Here is a 13,932-nt window from a genome sequence, read left to right as displayed (position 1 = left end):
ACCGTGGGGAGTGCGACTCTAAAAGTAGACCCTTTTAAAACACTTATGATAGTACTCGACGTCAGTTTTCAGGTTGTTTTATCGTTGATGAGGTTACAGTGGTGAATATTACGGACTTTTTTCTTCACGTGCTGAACAGATAGCTAAGCAACGTGTCAAAATTATAAAGTAAAAGGGTCGGCAGAGAGCTAGGAGTTTGTATGTCAGAGAAGACATCTTCCACAGAGGAAACAACACATACCGTTATCGTCGCAGAAGACGAAGCGCTCATCCGTATGGACATCGTTGAGATTCTTCGAGGACAAGGATACGACGTCATCGCAGAAGCTGATAACGGAAAGACTGCTGTTGAACTCGCTGAGCGATACCGCCCTGACGTTGTCCTCATGGACGTAAAAATGCCCATTATGGATGGTATTACTGCTGCTGAAGAGATTACACAACGACAGATTGCTCCCGTTGTATTGTTAACCGCCTTTAGCCAAAAAGAGCTGGTAGATCGTGCCACAGAAGCTGGTGCAATGGCATACGTGGTTAAACCCTTTAGCCCAAATGAGCTCATCCCATCTATCGAAGTTGCGATGAGTCGTTATGAACAGATTAAGGCTCTTCAAGCTGAAGTTGAAAGCATTAAAGAACAGTTTGAAACACGGAAAGCTGTGGACCGTGCAAAGTCTTTGCTTATGACAAAGATGGGGGTAACAGAGCCAGAAGCATTCCGCTGGATTCAAAAAACGTCAATGGATCGACGTATCTCTATGCGTGAAGTTGCTGAGACTATCGTTGAACAAATGTCTAAATCATAGGTTTTACTAGACATAAAATCATGGTGGGGTTATCGCTTTTCAAATGAGCGATAACCCCACCATGTTGTGTTATGGGCAAAAATTATTTTTGTGAAGGTTTTGTGCCAATACCCCATAGCGTAACAGCGCTACAGACTGCTAACGCAAACCACCAATAGCTTCCGTGTTGCATCGCAGTAACAGCAACAAGAATGGTCAGGAGGAGAAAGACCATCCCAATTTTTTCCCGCATGGACGTTATCCTTTCTGCGCAGAATGAACGATGTTAGGAACAACCATATTAGTCATTCTGCCGCTGCTGATAAGCTTTCCATTCTCGTCGGTAATATCAATGTGGTGGACCAGCTGTGTTCTACCAAGTTTAACTGCGGTGCAGGTTCCTGTCACAAGACCACTGACGGCAGAGCGTAGGTGAGTAATGTTCAGTTCTGTACCGACTGCCATGGTTTTCTCATCAACAGCCATATTTGAGGCAAAGGAGCCAAGGGTTTCTAAGAATGCTGCGGATGCGCCACCGTGTAGCAGTCCTGCTGGTTGGGTGTTTCCTGATACTGGCATTGTTGCAACAGTTTTTTCTGCAGAGAGTTCAAGGAAGCGGATACCAAGTTTAGGGATAAGCTCTCCTAAACCTAGCGGACCGAAACGGTGTACTGAATCTTCCGGTATTCCATGCTCAATCAATGATGCGCGTACGTCGTGAGGTAATTCGTTCATAGTCTTCATTATGCTCTTTGTTTTTCTGAGGTGCTAGTGAACATAGGGGGAGTGAACGTGGTGTGAGAAAGAATAAGCGTCTAGGATAGAACCTGTGACTACACAAGAATCTGCTAAAAAAACTCAAAAACTTCTACTGATTGACGGTCATTCTCTAGCTTTTCGGTCTTTTTATGGGACTCCAGCTGATGTTTTCGTTAATGCTCAAGGACAGCACACAAATGCGGTTCATGGTTTCCTTTCAACGTTGTTGAGCCTTATTAAAAGTGAAGAACCATCGCATATTGTTGCTGCGTTTGATTTATCGGGTGGCACATTTAGAACACGTGAATATAGTGAATATAAGGGTGGACGTTCGGAGACTCCTCCCGAATTTTTTGGGCAGGTTGAGCTAATTCAGCGTCTTCTTGATTTGTTAAATATCCCTTGGTTAACTGTTCCTGAATATGAAGCAGACGACATTATTGCAACGTTGACAAAGACTGGTCGTGAGAGCGGATATCAAGTATCTATTGTCTCTGGTGATAGGGATTCTTTTCAGTTGATTTCTGATAACGTCACGGTACTCTATCCTGTGACGACGGGGCCGCAGAAAGGTATCCGTCCTATGGATGCGGCTGCTGTGCAAGAGAAATATCTTGTACCTCCTCATTTGTACCCCGATCTTGCCGCGTTGACAGGTGAGAAAGCAGATAACCTGCCAGGTGTACCTGGTGTGGGGCCTGGTTTCGCCGCAAAATGGATTAATGAATACGGTGATTTAGAGAGTATTTTTGCCCATGCTGACGAGATTAAAGGCAAAAAGGGTCAGGCGCTTAGGGAACATATTGAGGACGTGCGTCGTAACCGTCGTTTGAATCGTCTGGTTGATGACCTCGAACTGCCGCTTGAGTTATCGGATATGAGTGAGTATGGTCCGGAAGACCATCAACGTCTTGACGAATTTTTTGATGAGTTAGCGTTTAATTCTATTCGCCGTCGTGTGGGTGAGGTTTTCCCCGCCGTAGCGGAGCAGGGCACGACCGTATCTGCACTGTCTTTTGATACGACAGTTGAGACGTGCTCTTCTGATGACGGAGATAAAGTTTTACGTCAGTTCTTGGACACGGCGACTGATGTTATTACTCAGGTGGAGCGTTCAGAATCTGTGCCGGAACGTTTGAGCTGTGCTGTGACGTTATATCCTGTTGTTTCTGAGTCTGCTCAGCAGACGGGCCTAGCTCATGAGCGTGATCTTTTAGGTGCTGTTTTAGTTGCTGGAGCTTCTAGCGTATGGCTTGACTTTACTGCGATGAGCCCAGAAGTAGAGAGTGCTTTTGCTCGTTGGTTAGCAGATGAGTCTCAACCTAAAATTCTTTTCGACCTCAAACAGCACTATAAGACGTTGAACGCGCGAGGCTTTGACCTTGCTGGGGTTGTTGAAGACCCGATGCTGAGTTCTTATGTGTGCGGGTATATTCCTTCAGCTCGTAAACGTGATTTTGCGACGATGATGGATGCCTTGTGCCAAGAATATTTGGGGGTTTCTCTTCCTCAGGAGCCAGTATCGGAGGAGCCTCAAGCAGAGCTTTTTGTGTTAGAACCTTCTGTCCCCTTTGAGTATTGCGCTCTTGTTGCTCGCCATATTCAAGAGTTGGCGTACCGTTTGCATTATCGGATGGTTGATGATGAGCAGCTAACGCTTTATCAGGATATTGAGCTTCCTATGGCAGAGGTTTTAGCTCGTATGGAACAATCTGGTATCGCCGTTGATTCTGCAAAGATTTCTGAGCTTAAGGACTACTATGATTCTTTCGTACGTCAGGCAACTGACGAAGCGTATCGTTTGATTGGCCACGAAGTGAATCTGAGCTCTCCTAAACAGCTTCAAGGAGTTCTTTTTGAAGAATTAGGACTGCCCAAGACTCGCAAACTTAAGTCGGGGTATTCTACTGATGCTGAGTCTATTGCAGATTTGATGACTAAAGTGAATCCTGATACTGCCGGAGCGCAATTTTTGGCTGCGTTGCAGACCTATCGTGACTTTACCAAGCTCAAACAAACGGTTGAAGGTCTAGAAAAAGCGACGGCTGCTGATGGTCGGATTCATACGACTTTTCAGCAAAATGTTACAGCGACTGGGCGATTGTCTTCTACGGAACCAAACCTTCAGAACATTCCTATTCGTTCTGAGCAAGGACGTAAAATCCGTGGGGTCTTTATTGTTGATCCGCATTCTGTTGATGGAACATCATATGAGACTCTTCTAACCGCAGATTATTCGCAGATTGAAATGCGCATTATGGTGCATCTAGCTAAGGACGAGAAGCTAATTGAGGCTTATCAAAGTGGTGAGGATTTGCATCGCTTTGTTGGTTCAGAAGTATTTGATGTGGCTCCTGAAGAGGTGACATCACAGATGCGTGCCAAAGTTAAGGCAATGTCTTATGGGTTGGCGTATGGGTTGTCTCGTTTTGGTCTTTCAAAACAACTCGGTATTCCTGTTGATGAGGCTGGCGAGTTAACGGTGAACTATTTTAAACGTTTTGGCAATGTGGGGCGTTTCTTACGTTCAACGGTTAAGCAGGCTCACCGTGATGGTTATACCGAGACGATGTTTGGACGCCGTCGTATTCTTCCCGACTTGGGCAGTTCAAATAAGCAACGTCGTGAGGCTGCTGAACGTGCAGCGTTGAATGCTCCTATTCAGGGCACTGCTGCGGATATTGTCAAAATTGCGATGCTTAATGTTTATCGTCGTCTTAATGATGAGAAGCTTAAGAGCCGTATGCTTTTGCAGGTTCATGACGAATTGATTTTAGAAGTTGCCTCTGGTGAGCTTGAACAAGCTCGCCGTATTCTAGGTGAAGAAATGAGCACGGCTGTGGAACTTTTGGTACCTCTTGATGTTCAGGTTGGTTCTGGTACTTCTTGGCAAGAGGCTGGACATTAGGGGAAGCGTTCTTTGGTCATGACTTCTATAACAAATTCGATGCCTTCGCGTTCTCCTCGGGATGTTGAGGTCATTTATTTACAGATGTTTTCAGATCCAGGGGAGTTTTCGGGGTTTCCTGAAGGTGTGTATGCTCAGCGGGTGATGCATCCTCAGCCGGAGTTTATTCGTTGGTTGTATAGCGTCGTTGGTGGGCCTTATTACTGGTACGAACGTTTAAGCTGGTCTCGAGAGCAGTGGGACGACGAACTGAGCGAAGTTGGCAGTGAACTATGGGTTCTTTATGTGGAGGGAACTCCTTGTGGCTATGCGCAGTTAGATACTCAGGTTATTCCTCGTTCTGATGATGAATTTGGCTCTGATGTGGAGCTGCTCTATTTTGGTTTGATGCAATGGGTGCATGGTAGGGGGCTGGGTAAAGCCTTTTTGGAGTATGTTCTTACTGCTGCATGGAAGATGTCCTCTTATCACGCTATACCTGAAGTGCAACGTGTGTGGGTGCATACATGTACTTTAGACGGCCCATATGCTCTGAAGAACTATTGTCGTAGGGGGTTTAAAGAGTATCGTCGTGAGGTTTACCATGAGCTAGTTTGTGACGTTCCGATGTCGTCGTGGGAGTCGATGTTTAGCCGTTGATAACGCAATGGGGAAGTAACATACCATATTTGTTGTGAAATAAACACCTGAAATAGTGTGGCTATGATTGACCATCTTGGGTGTAACCCCCTAGAATCAACGGTGTGGGCGTACTATGCGCTCACATAATTGTCCGAATAAACGCTTGGTACAGAGTGAACCACTCGTGGTGGATACTGCGTCGGAACCTGATGAGTGAAAGATATTTTTTATCAGAGGCTCAGAAGATATGTTTTGTATGCGGGGGACACCTGACTGTATCAACCTACCAAATCTATCCTATTGGAGCCCTTTACTATATGAGCACCAACACTCCTCAGGTTGCTATCAACGACATTGGAACTGAAGAAGACTTCCTCAAAGCCGTTGATGAGACCATTAAGTACTTCAACGATGGCGATCTAGTCTCCGGCGAAGTTGTTAAAGTTGACCGCGACGAGGTTCTTCTCGATATCGGTTACAAGACCGAAGGCGTTATTCCCTCACGCGAACTTTCCATCAAGCATGACGTCGATCCCGGCGAAGTTGTTTCCGTTGGTGACGAAGTTGAGGCTCTCGTCCTAACTAAGGAAGACAAAGAAGGCCGTCTCATCCTTTCTAAGAAGCGTGCACAGTACGAGCGTGCATGGGGCGACATCGAACAGGTTAAGGAAAACGACGGTGTCGTTACCGGTACTGTTATCGAGGTTGTCAAGGGTGGTCTTATCCTCGACATTGGTCTTCGTGGCTTCCTCCCTGCATCTTTGGTTGAGATGCGTCGCGTTCGTGACCTTGCACCTTATATCGGTCAGGAAATCGAAGCAAAAATTATTGAACTTGATAAGAACCGTAACAACGTTGTTCTTTCTCGCCGTGCATGGCTTGAACAGACTCAGTCTGAGGTTCGCTCCACCTTCCTTAACCAGCTCGAAAAGGGCCAGGTTCGTAACGGTGTTGTATCCTCTATCGTCAACTTCGGTGCATTCGTCGACCTTGGTGGCGTAGACGGTCTTGTTCACGTTTCTGAGCTTTCTTGGAAGCACATCGATCATCCTTCTGAGGTCGTTGAGGTTGGCACCGAGGTTACCGTTGAGGTTCTCGAAGTTGACCTTGACCGTGAGCGTGTTTCACTCTCCCTCAAAGCAACTCAAGAAGATCCTTGGCAGGCATTTGCTCGTACTCACGCTTTGGGTCAGGTTGTTCCTGGTAAGGTCACCAAACTTGTACCATTCGGTGCATTTGTTCGTGTTGAAGATGGCATCGAAGGTCTCGTTCACATCTCTGAACTTGCTGTTCGTCACGTTGATTTGGCTGAGCAGGTTGTTTCTGTTGGTGACGAACTCTTCGTTAAGGTTATCGACATTGATCTTGACCGCCGTCGTATCTCCCTCTCCCTCAAGCAGGCTAATGAGGGCGTAGATCCTGAAGGTACTGAGTTTGATCCTGCACTTTACGGCATGGCAGCTGAGTACGACGAAGAGGGCAACTACAAGTACCCTGAAGGCTTCGACCCTGAGACCAACGAATGGCTTGAAGGTTTTGAAGCTCAGCGTGCAGCTTGGGAACAGCAGTATGCTGATGCTCAGGCTCGCTGGGAAGCTCACAAGGTACAGGTTGCAAAGGCTCTTGAAGCTGACGCAGAAGCTATTGCTAACGCACCTGCTGAGCCTGCTGCTGAGGTTGAAGCTGCTCCTTCTTCCTACTCCTCTGATAGCAAGTCAGAGTCCGGTACTCTTGCTTCTGATGAGGCTCTTGCAGAACTTCGCAAGAAGCTCACCGGTAACTAATTAAGTCTTTATGAGGGGTTTACCTCTTATAAGTCCTTGATTAAGGGTTGTTCTTCTTACCTTACTGGTAGGAAGAACAACCTTTTATTTTTTCTTGAAAAAGCTGGGAGTTCAGGAGTATAGTACACCTTGTTAGTGATGGGCGACATAAGCCGCCTCTTGCCAGCTAAATATACATAGCGAATAAATCTTTCATATCAAAGGATGATAAGTGATGGCAAAGAAACTCGAAAACAAGGTTGCTTTAATTACTGGAGCTGCTCAAGGAATGGGAGCTGCTCATGCGCGTTTATTCCACGAAGAAGGCGCTCGTGTAGTAATCACTGATATCAATGCCGAAGAAGGTGAAAAATTAGCGGAGGAATTAGGTCAAAACGCTTTGTTCTTGTCCCATAACGTTACTTCTTCAGACGATTGGGAACGTGTCATTGCTGAGACCGAAAAACACTTTGGCACTTTAGATATTCTGGTCAATAACGCCGGTATTACGATGGCGAAGTCACTATTTGATGTGAGCGTTGATGAGTATACAAAGATTTTTAATATTAATCAGCTCAGCGTATTTCTTGGAGTAAAGTACGGTGCTTCATTGATGAAGAAAAATGGTGGCGGAAGCATTATCAATATTTCTTCTATCAACGGCTTAGTGGGTGGTGCAGTCGGATACACCGATACTAAATTTGCTGTGCGTGGTTTGACTAAAGCTGCTTCGTTGGAACTTGCCCATCACGGTATTCGTGTGAACTCTGTTCACCCCGGTGTTATTGCGACACCGATGATTATGCAAGAAGATACGATGGCTGCGGTTAAAGAGTTTGAGAAGACTATTCCTCTGGGGCGTATCGCTCAGCCAGAGGAAGTTTCTAAGACTGTTCTCTTTCTTGCAAGTGATGATTCTTCATACTCAACTGGCTCAGAATTTATCCTTGACGGTGGCTTAACTGCCCGATAAATCATATAGAGATAAGGGTGCTCTTTGATGATAGCGGTCAAAGAGCACCCTTATCTCTACGCTGTCATGTTTTACGGGGTGTCTACCCATATTGAGCCGTCCCAGCTGAGGGACTCTTCGCCAGCACTGATGTGGGCAATACATTCTTTGAGGTATTCTACTTTCTCTGCCGTCACACCAACGCTCATGTAGGCTTTTTCTGCGTCGTATTCGGTATCAATGATATGAAATCCTAGGTGTCGTATTTCATGATCGCGTTGTCCGACGAATGCATGTGAAACAGGAAGTTTTGCACACAGCAGTTTTTGACGAAGAAGAAATTCTGAGCTGTCAAGAACATGAGTGACAGCTTCAGAATAAGCTCGTGTAAGCCCACCGGCACCTAGTTTAATCCCGCCAAAATATCGTACGACAACAACACAAATATCTGAGATAGGGGCTTTTTGTGCCGTGTCTCGTGCAAGTATTGCTTGGAGCATCGGTATTCCTGCTGTACCTGCTGGCTCTCCATCATCAGAGGATCGTTGGATATCGCGATCTGCTCCAATCACAAACGCTGAGCAGACGTGTCGTGCATCGTGGTAGCGTTTTCTTAGAGAAGTAATGAACTCTCGTGCTTGGGTTTCGTTTTCAACGCGAAGAGCGAAACCCAAGAAATTGCTTCTTTTAATTTCAAGATCAGCACGGTATTCATGTGCGTGTTTTGCTAGAACAGTGTATCGGTGAGCACGAGTATGGTCTGTTGTCTGCATCTAAAACATTTTACTGCACACGATGAGAACGCTCGTTTTCTGTGTAATGTTTGGCTGTAGTGTTCTGAGATGTGTTTTTGGTGTGCGGATGAGGTAGAACATGAACATCACGTACTCATAGTCGTTACGATAGGTTAGAGAGTAGCTGTATGGGTGTGTTGATTGAGAGGAGAAAAATGTTAAGGACTGCTTTAACGGGTGGAATTGGTGCTGGAAAATCTACTATTGCGCAGATTTTTTCCTCCTATGGGGCTCATATTGTTGACGCTGATGCTTTAGGGCGTGAGCTTATGCAGGCGGGGGAGAAGACTTTTGACGAGGTTATTCGTCTTTTTGGCTCAGATATTCTGTGCGAAGATGGGTCGTTGAATCGTGGGCGTTTGGCTCAGAAAATTTTTTCTGATGAGCAGTTACGTGAAACTCTTGAGCGTATTATGCACCCTGCTATTCGTGAACGTGCTGTAGAGAAAATTGCGAATATTCGTCGTATTTATGGTGATGATGCTATCGTCATTGAGGATATTCCACTTTTAGTAGAGACTGGGCAATATCATCATTTTGATAAAGTCATTGTGGTTTATGCTGATCTTCCTGTACGCCTTGAGCGTCTGAAAAAGTATCGTGGGATGTCTCGAGAGGATGCTTTGAACAGAATGTCAGCTCAAGCTAGTGACGCTCAACGGGCAGAGGTCGCTCATTGGGTTATCGACAATTCGGGTGATATTGCTGACACTAAACAGCGTGTTTTGGAGGTTTGGGAGGGGCTTTTAGCCTCTTCTGACGCCAAAAATAATCAGTAGTGTTATATTTTATAGAATTGTTATAATTCCTAGTCAGATGCTTTCTATTGACTCTAAATAGTCGGAATAAAAAGTCATATTTAACATTTCTTTGTAAAATATGCGTACTATTAAATACGTTGTCCTCTCTGGATGAATTTGCGGTGAGGTGGAATCAACGAGCGCCGCAAAGTACGCACATATCCACCGGGTTTTTGCTGTGTTGAGCAAAATACACAACAGACTAGGGCTTAGAACAAGCCCTCCTATTTTCTTTATGTCAGCAGCATTTATTATGCTTTTTACTCTGGCAATGGTTGTTTTCCCAAAGCCTATGGCTGAGATTTTTGGTGTTACGGCATCATTTATTATTAAATATCTTGGTTGGTTTTATGTTTTAGGGAATGCTCTTTTCTTTATCTTCCTCATCTATATCGCATGCAGCCGTTTTGGGCGTGTCAAACTTGGCCCCGATGATGCGGAACCAGAATATTCCGGTATTGCATGGTTCGGGATGCTATTCGCTGCTGGTGTTGGCGCGGTACTTCTTTTCTGGGGTGCAGCAGAGCCTATTAGCCACTATGCTAACCCTCCATATTCTGGGATTGAACCGCAATCTGATGCTGCCGCTATTGACGCGCTGTCAATAGCAAACTTCCACATTGGCTTGTTCATGTGGGTTATTCTGACTGTCCCTGGGCTTGCATTTGGGTATTTTACGTATAAACGTAAACTTCCTCCGCGTGTATCTTCTATCTTCCAACCACTGCTCGGCGAAGGTATCCACGGCCCTATCGGAAAAGTCATCGACGCAATCTCGATTATCGCTACTGTCTTTGGTATTGCTGTTTCCGTAGGGCTTGGCGCCTTACAGATTAACTCCGGTATGAACATCATGTACGGTCTTCCGGTAGGTGGGTGGATACAGGCTGCCATTATTGCCATCATCACTGCTGCAGGTATCTGCTCTGTGCTAATGGGGATGGACAAAGGTGTGAAGCGTTTGTCCTACATTAACATCATGATGGCTATTGCCTTGTTGCTCTTTATCCTTATGACGGGAGCAACACGACTAGCAATTACCGGAACGATCGAATCTGCTGGCCACTTTATTCAAAAGCTCCCTGTAATGATGTTCTTCAACGATACTTTCGCAGATACTGGCTGGCTTGGTTCTTGGACCGTCTTCTATTGGGCATGGACCGTTGCATGGGCACCTTTCGTTGGGCTCTTTATTGCTAAAATCTCTCAAGGACGCACTATCCGCCAATTTGTAATTGGTGTTCTTGGAGCCCCCAGCGCATTTACTCTCATCTGGATTGGTGTCTTTGGCATGAACGCCTTTGACATCGAACGTAACCACGGTGGAACTCTTGTCCAAAAAGTGGTCAATGATGGCGATATTCCTGCCGCACTTTTCGAATTTTTGGGTCATTTCCCCTTCTTCCCCGTGATTGCAGCACTAACACTTCTCGTGATTACTATCTTCTTCATTACCTCTATTGACTCTGCTGCTTTGGTCATGGACGCTATTTCTAACGGCCACGAAGACCCTGCACCAAAACGTCAAGGCGTTTTCTGGGCTTTATGTATAGGTCTTGTGTGTGCAGCGATTCTTGTCTCCAGCGGAGACGACGGACTAAACCTCTTGCAACAGGTCATTATTGTGATTGGTCTTCCTGTATGGATTCTGGGTTACCTTGAGATGTGGATGATCGTTCGTGCTCTACGTGAGGACGCAGGGGAGTTACCTCCGATGCGGACTCGTCAGTGGAAGCAAGTTCTTCCTATCGAGGAATACCATCGTCGAGCTCAAGAAGACTTCTCTTCTATTGAAGATGTTGTGATGCGCCCTGAGTTTGAGGTAGGGACGGAACCAGAATATGAGTCTCTCGTTCCTAACACTGGTCAGATTCCTGTGATTACTCCAGAAACAAAAACTGAAGATTCTCAAGAATCAGCTAAAAGCTCATTAAAGAAAAAATAGTTGGGTTATAGAACAATCTAGCTTGAATATGTTCTGAGCATATTGAACCAATAAGTCTTAGAACGTTCAATAATAGGGCACATAGTTAATATAAAACATTAACTATGTGCCCTATTATTATCATTGTTTAACGTTTTACGAGATTAAAGAATTAACTTATTGTTTAAGTATCTTCTTGAGGATATTGATATATCTGAAGCGATTCAACGAAATAGTTTTAGTTCAATTCCATCTTAAATATGTCATTGATAGTACAGGTATTCTTATACAACTAATCAGGTACAAAAACATTACATATACTGAATCACTACAATATGACGATAATATGAGCGCTGAATGCTCACCAGCCACTGAGGTGCAGTAAAATTAACAACTATGAGCCTAGCGCAAAACATCCAACGAATTGTCGCACCCTTTAACGTTATCTCTGAATATCAGCCAGCGGGAGACCAACCCAAAGCGATTGCAGAACTGACTCAACGCGTCAATAGCGGAGAAAAAGACATCGTGCTACTGGGTGCCACCGGCACCGGAAAATCTGCAACAGCAGCATGGCTCATCGAATCAGTACAGCGCCCAACACTTATCATGGTGCATAATAAAACTCTCGCCGCTCAACTTGCACAAGAACTTCGAGAGCTGCTCCCGCATAACGCTGTCGAATACTTTGTTTCCTACTACGACTACTACCAGCCAGAGGCGTATGTGCCTCAAACAGATACTTTTATTGAAAAAGACTCATCTATTAATGAAGAAGTAGAACGACTGCGCCACTCTGCAACCAACTCTTTGCTTACTCGACGCGATGTTGTTGTTGTTTCTACCGTATCGTGTATCTATGGGCTCGGAACACCCGAAGAATATATTGAGCAAATGGTCACCCTCAAACGAGGAGAAGAACTCGATCGAGATGAGTTGCTACGTCAATTCGTGGCCATGCAATACACCCGAAACGATATTGACTTTCACCGGGGAACTTTCCGCGTTCGTGGAGATACCGTAGAAATTATCCCCATGTATGAAGAGAACGCAGTCCGTATTGAATTCTTCGGAGACGAAATAGAAACTATCTACACTCTGCATCCGCTCACCGGAGAAATTATCCGTGAGGAAGAAGAAATGTACGTTTTCCCTGCCTCACACTACGTAGCAGGTGAAGAACGCATGAAAATTGCTATGCGCAGTATCGAAGAGGAACTGCAAAGCAGACTTGCAGAACTTGAAAGTCAACAAAAACTTCTTGAAGCCCAACGCCTACGCATGCGTACCCAATATGACCTCGAAATGATGGAACAAATGGGTTTCTGCACCGGAATTGAAAATTATTCTCGACACATTGACCAACGTGAAGCAGGTTCCGCACCACACTGTCTACTCGATTATTTTCCCGATGACTTCCTCCTCATTATCGACGAATCTCACGTGACTGTCCCACAAATTGGTGCCATGTACGAAGGTGACATGAGCCGAAAACGTACTCTTGTAGACTTTGGCTTCCGACTACCTTCCGCAATGGATAACCGTCCCCTCAAATGGAATGAATTCCTTGAAAGAATCGGACAAACAGTATATCTATCGGCTACACCCGGAAAATACGAACTATCCCAAGCCGACGGATATGTTGAACAAATCATTCGCCCAACAGGACTTGTCGATCCAAAGATTATTGTTAAACCCACCCGCGGACAAATTGACGACCTTCTAACGAATATCCGAGAACGCGTCGAACGTGACGAACGTATCCTCGTTACCACCCTCACCAAGAGAATGGCAGAAGATCTTAGCGAATACCTCGCCCAAAACGGGGTGCGCGTAGAGTACCTTCACTCCGATGTGGACACTCTCCAACGCGTAAACCTACTGCGACAACTACGCCAAGGTAGCTTTGACGTTTTGGTCGGCATTAACCTTCTTCGTGAAGGGCTAGACTTGCCAGAAGTCTCTCTTGTCGCCATCCTTGACGCAGATAAAGAAGGCTTCCTCCGTTCAACAACGTCACTAATTCAAACGATTGGTCGCGCCGCACGAAACGTCAGCGGAGAAGTTCACATGTACGCCGACAAAATTACGCCGTCCATGCAAGTAGCTATTGACGAAACCAACCGACGACGTGAAATTCAACAACGTTATAACCAAGAACACGGTATCGACCCACAACCCTTACGCAAAAAAATTGCGGATATTACCGACCAGCTCGCTCGCGAAGAGGAAGATACTCAACAACTCCTGAACCAGCACATCACTAAAACACCGCGAGCTGCAACAACCCCTCAAATACGCCAAAATCGTTTGGCGAGCGCACCAGCTGAAGACCTGACGCAGCTCATACAGGAGCTAACTGAGCAAATGATGACAGCGTCTGAAAACCTTCAATTTGAGATAGCTGCACAAATTCGTGATGAGCTACAAGAACTTAAAAAAGAATTGCGTCAGATGCAACAGGCAGGTCATGCCTAAAGAGTGCAAGAGAACTTGCAAAATGCGGTAGAGTATTTTGAGAGCAAGGGAGTATCCCACAAATCATTTTTCGTCAGCACGAGAGCCAAAGAAGTCGCTCCGGAGAATGTGCCCTTGAGGCGGGAGAGACTTGTGGTATTTGACGTAT

Annotated in this window: 11 protein-coding genes; 8 read left to right on the top strand and 3 right to left on the bottom strand. The window is 45.5% G+C overall.

All coding sequences use genetic code 11. The annotated features are described in order from the left end of the window. Positions 1 to 200: 200 nt before the first annotated feature. On the top strand, positions 201 to 806 hold the full coding sequence (locus ACN08X_RS03795) for an ANTAR domain-containing response regulator (RefSeq protein WP_419101795.1): 606 nt from the start codon (positions 201 to 203) through the stop codon (positions 804 to 806). Between the two features lie 82 nt (positions 807 to 888). Here ACN08X_RS03795 and ACN08X_RS03790 read toward each other — a convergent pair whose 3' ends face one another. Both ACN08X_RS03790 and ACN08X_RS03785 read right to left on the bottom strand, forming a co-directional pair. After that, a complete protein-coding gene (locus tag ACN08X_RS03790; protein WP_419107925.1) occupies positions 889 to 1,038 on the bottom strand; it encodes a hypothetical protein in 150 nt (49 codons plus the stop codon). A 5-nt stretch (positions 1,039 to 1,043) separates the two neighbouring features. Further along, the gene (locus ACN08X_RS03785) at positions 1,044 to 1,520 is read right to left on the bottom strand and encodes a PaaI family thioesterase (RefSeq protein ID WP_419101793.1); all 477 of its coding nucleotides are present in this window, start codon (positions 1,518 to 1,520) and stop codon (positions 1,044 to 1,046) included. Between the two features lie 94 nt (positions 1,521 to 1,614). Here ACN08X_RS03785 and polA point away from each other — a divergent pair, with 94 nt between their 5' ends. The 4 genes from polA to ACN08X_RS03765 all read left to right on the top strand — a co-directional run bounded on the left by polA (position 1,615) and on the right by ACN08X_RS03765 (position 7,809). After that, complete coding sequence (gene polA / locus ACN08X_RS03780; protein WP_419107924.1) at positions 1,615 to 4,452, top strand: DNA polymerase I; 2,838 nt, start codon at positions 1,615 to 1,617, stop codon at positions 4,450 to 4,452. An 18-nt stretch (positions 4,453 to 4,470) separates the two neighbouring features. Continuing rightward, a complete protein-coding gene (locus ACN08X_RS03775; protein WP_419101791.1) occupies positions 4,471 to 5,091 on the top strand; it encodes a GNAT family N-acetyltransferase in 621 nt (206 codons plus the stop codon). Between the two features lie 299 nt (positions 5,092 to 5,390). Continuing rightward, positions 5,391 to 6,857, top strand: coding sequence for a 30S ribosomal protein S1 (gene rpsA, locus ACN08X_RS03770; RefSeq protein WP_419101790.1), 1,467 nt, complete (start codon positions 5,391 to 5,393; stop codon positions 6,855 to 6,857). Positions 6,858 to 7,071: 214 nt separating this feature from the next. Further along, entirely contained in the window at positions 7,072 to 7,809 is a 738-nt protein-coding gene (locus ACN08X_RS03765) for an SDR family NAD(P)-dependent oxidoreductase (protein ID WP_419106085.1), read from the top strand. Positions 7,810 to 7,880: 71 nt separating this feature from the next. Here the strand turns inward: ACN08X_RS03765 and ACN08X_RS03760 are convergent, their stop codons facing one another. Then, positions 7,881 to 8,561, bottom strand: coding sequence for an IMPACT family protein (locus ACN08X_RS03760; protein ID WP_419101788.1), 681 nt, complete (start codon positions 8,559 to 8,561; stop codon positions 7,881 to 7,883). 176 nt (positions 8,562 to 8,737) lie between these two features. Between ACN08X_RS03760 and coaE the strand changes: the two genes are divergently transcribed. The 3 genes from coaE (at position 8,738) to uvrB (ending at position 13,784) form a co-directional block, all read left to right on the top strand. Next, positions 8,738 to 9,361, top strand: a complete 624-nt coding sequence (gene coaE, locus ACN08X_RS03755; RefSeq protein WP_419107923.1) for a dephospho-CoA kinase — start codon at positions 8,738 to 8,740, stop codon at positions 9,359 to 9,361. A gap of 256 nt (positions 9,362 to 9,617) precedes the next feature. Continuing rightward, positions 9,618 to 11,327, top strand: a complete 1,710-nt coding sequence (locus tag ACN08X_RS03750) for a BCCT family transporter (protein WP_419106082.1) — start codon at positions 9,618 to 9,620, stop codon at positions 11,325 to 11,327. Positions 11,328 to 11,702: 375 nt separating this feature from the next. Continuing rightward, a complete protein-coding gene (gene uvrB, locus ACN08X_RS03745) occupies positions 11,703 to 13,784 on the top strand; it encodes an excinuclease ABC subunit UvrB (RefSeq protein ID WP_419106081.1) in 2,082 nt (693 codons plus the stop codon). Positions 13,785 to 13,932 lie beyond the last annotated feature (148 nt).

Source organism: Rothia sp. P6271, assembly GCF_048512995.1.
Classification (GTDB): domain Bacteria; phylum Actinomycetota; class Actinomycetes; order Actinomycetales; family Micrococcaceae; genus Rothia.
The sequence above is the reverse complement of the archived record's forward strand: the minus strand, read 5'-3'. Positions and strand labels throughout refer to the sequence as shown.

What these genes read in the sequence shown, in the direction of transcription:
- ACN08X_RS03795 (WP_419101795.1), top strand. Translation starts at nt 201, where the DNA reads ATGTCAGAGAAGACATCTTCCACAGAGGAAACAACACATACCGTTATC.
- ACN08X_RS03790 (WP_419107925.1), bottom strand. Translation starts at nt 1,038, where the DNA reads ATGCGGGAAAAAATTGGGATGGTCTTTCTCCTCCTGACCATTCTTGTT.
- ACN08X_RS03785 (WP_419101793.1), bottom strand. Translation starts at nt 1,520, where the DNA reads ATGAACGAATTACCTCACGACGTACGCGCATCATTGATTGAGCATGGA.
- ACN08X_RS03775 (WP_419101791.1), top strand. Translation starts at nt 4,471, where the DNA reads ATGACTTCTATAACAAATTCGATGCCTTCGCGTTCTCCTCGGGATGTT.
- rpsA (WP_419101790.1), top strand. Translation starts at nt 5,391, where the DNA reads ATGAGCACCAACACTCCTCAGGTTGCTATCAACGACATTGGAACTGAA.
- ACN08X_RS03765 (WP_419106085.1), top strand. Translation starts at nt 7,072, where the DNA reads ATGGCAAAGAAACTCGAAAACAAGGTTGCTTTAATTACTGGAGCTGCT.
- ACN08X_RS03760 (WP_419101788.1), bottom strand. Translation starts at nt 8,561, where the DNA reads ATGCAGACAACAGACCATACTCGTGCTCACCGATACACTGTTCTAGCA.
- coaE (WP_419107923.1), top strand. Translation starts at nt 8,738, where the DNA reads ATGTTAAGGACTGCTTTAACGGGTGGAATTGGTGCTGGAAAATCTACT.
- ACN08X_RS03750 (WP_419106082.1), top strand. Translation starts at nt 9,618, where the DNA reads ATGTCAGCAGCATTTATTATGCTTTTTACTCTGGCAATGGTTGTTTTC.
- uvrB (WP_419106081.1), top strand. Translation starts at nt 11,703, where the DNA reads ATGAGCCTAGCGCAAAACATCCAACGAATTGTCGCACCCTTTAACGTT.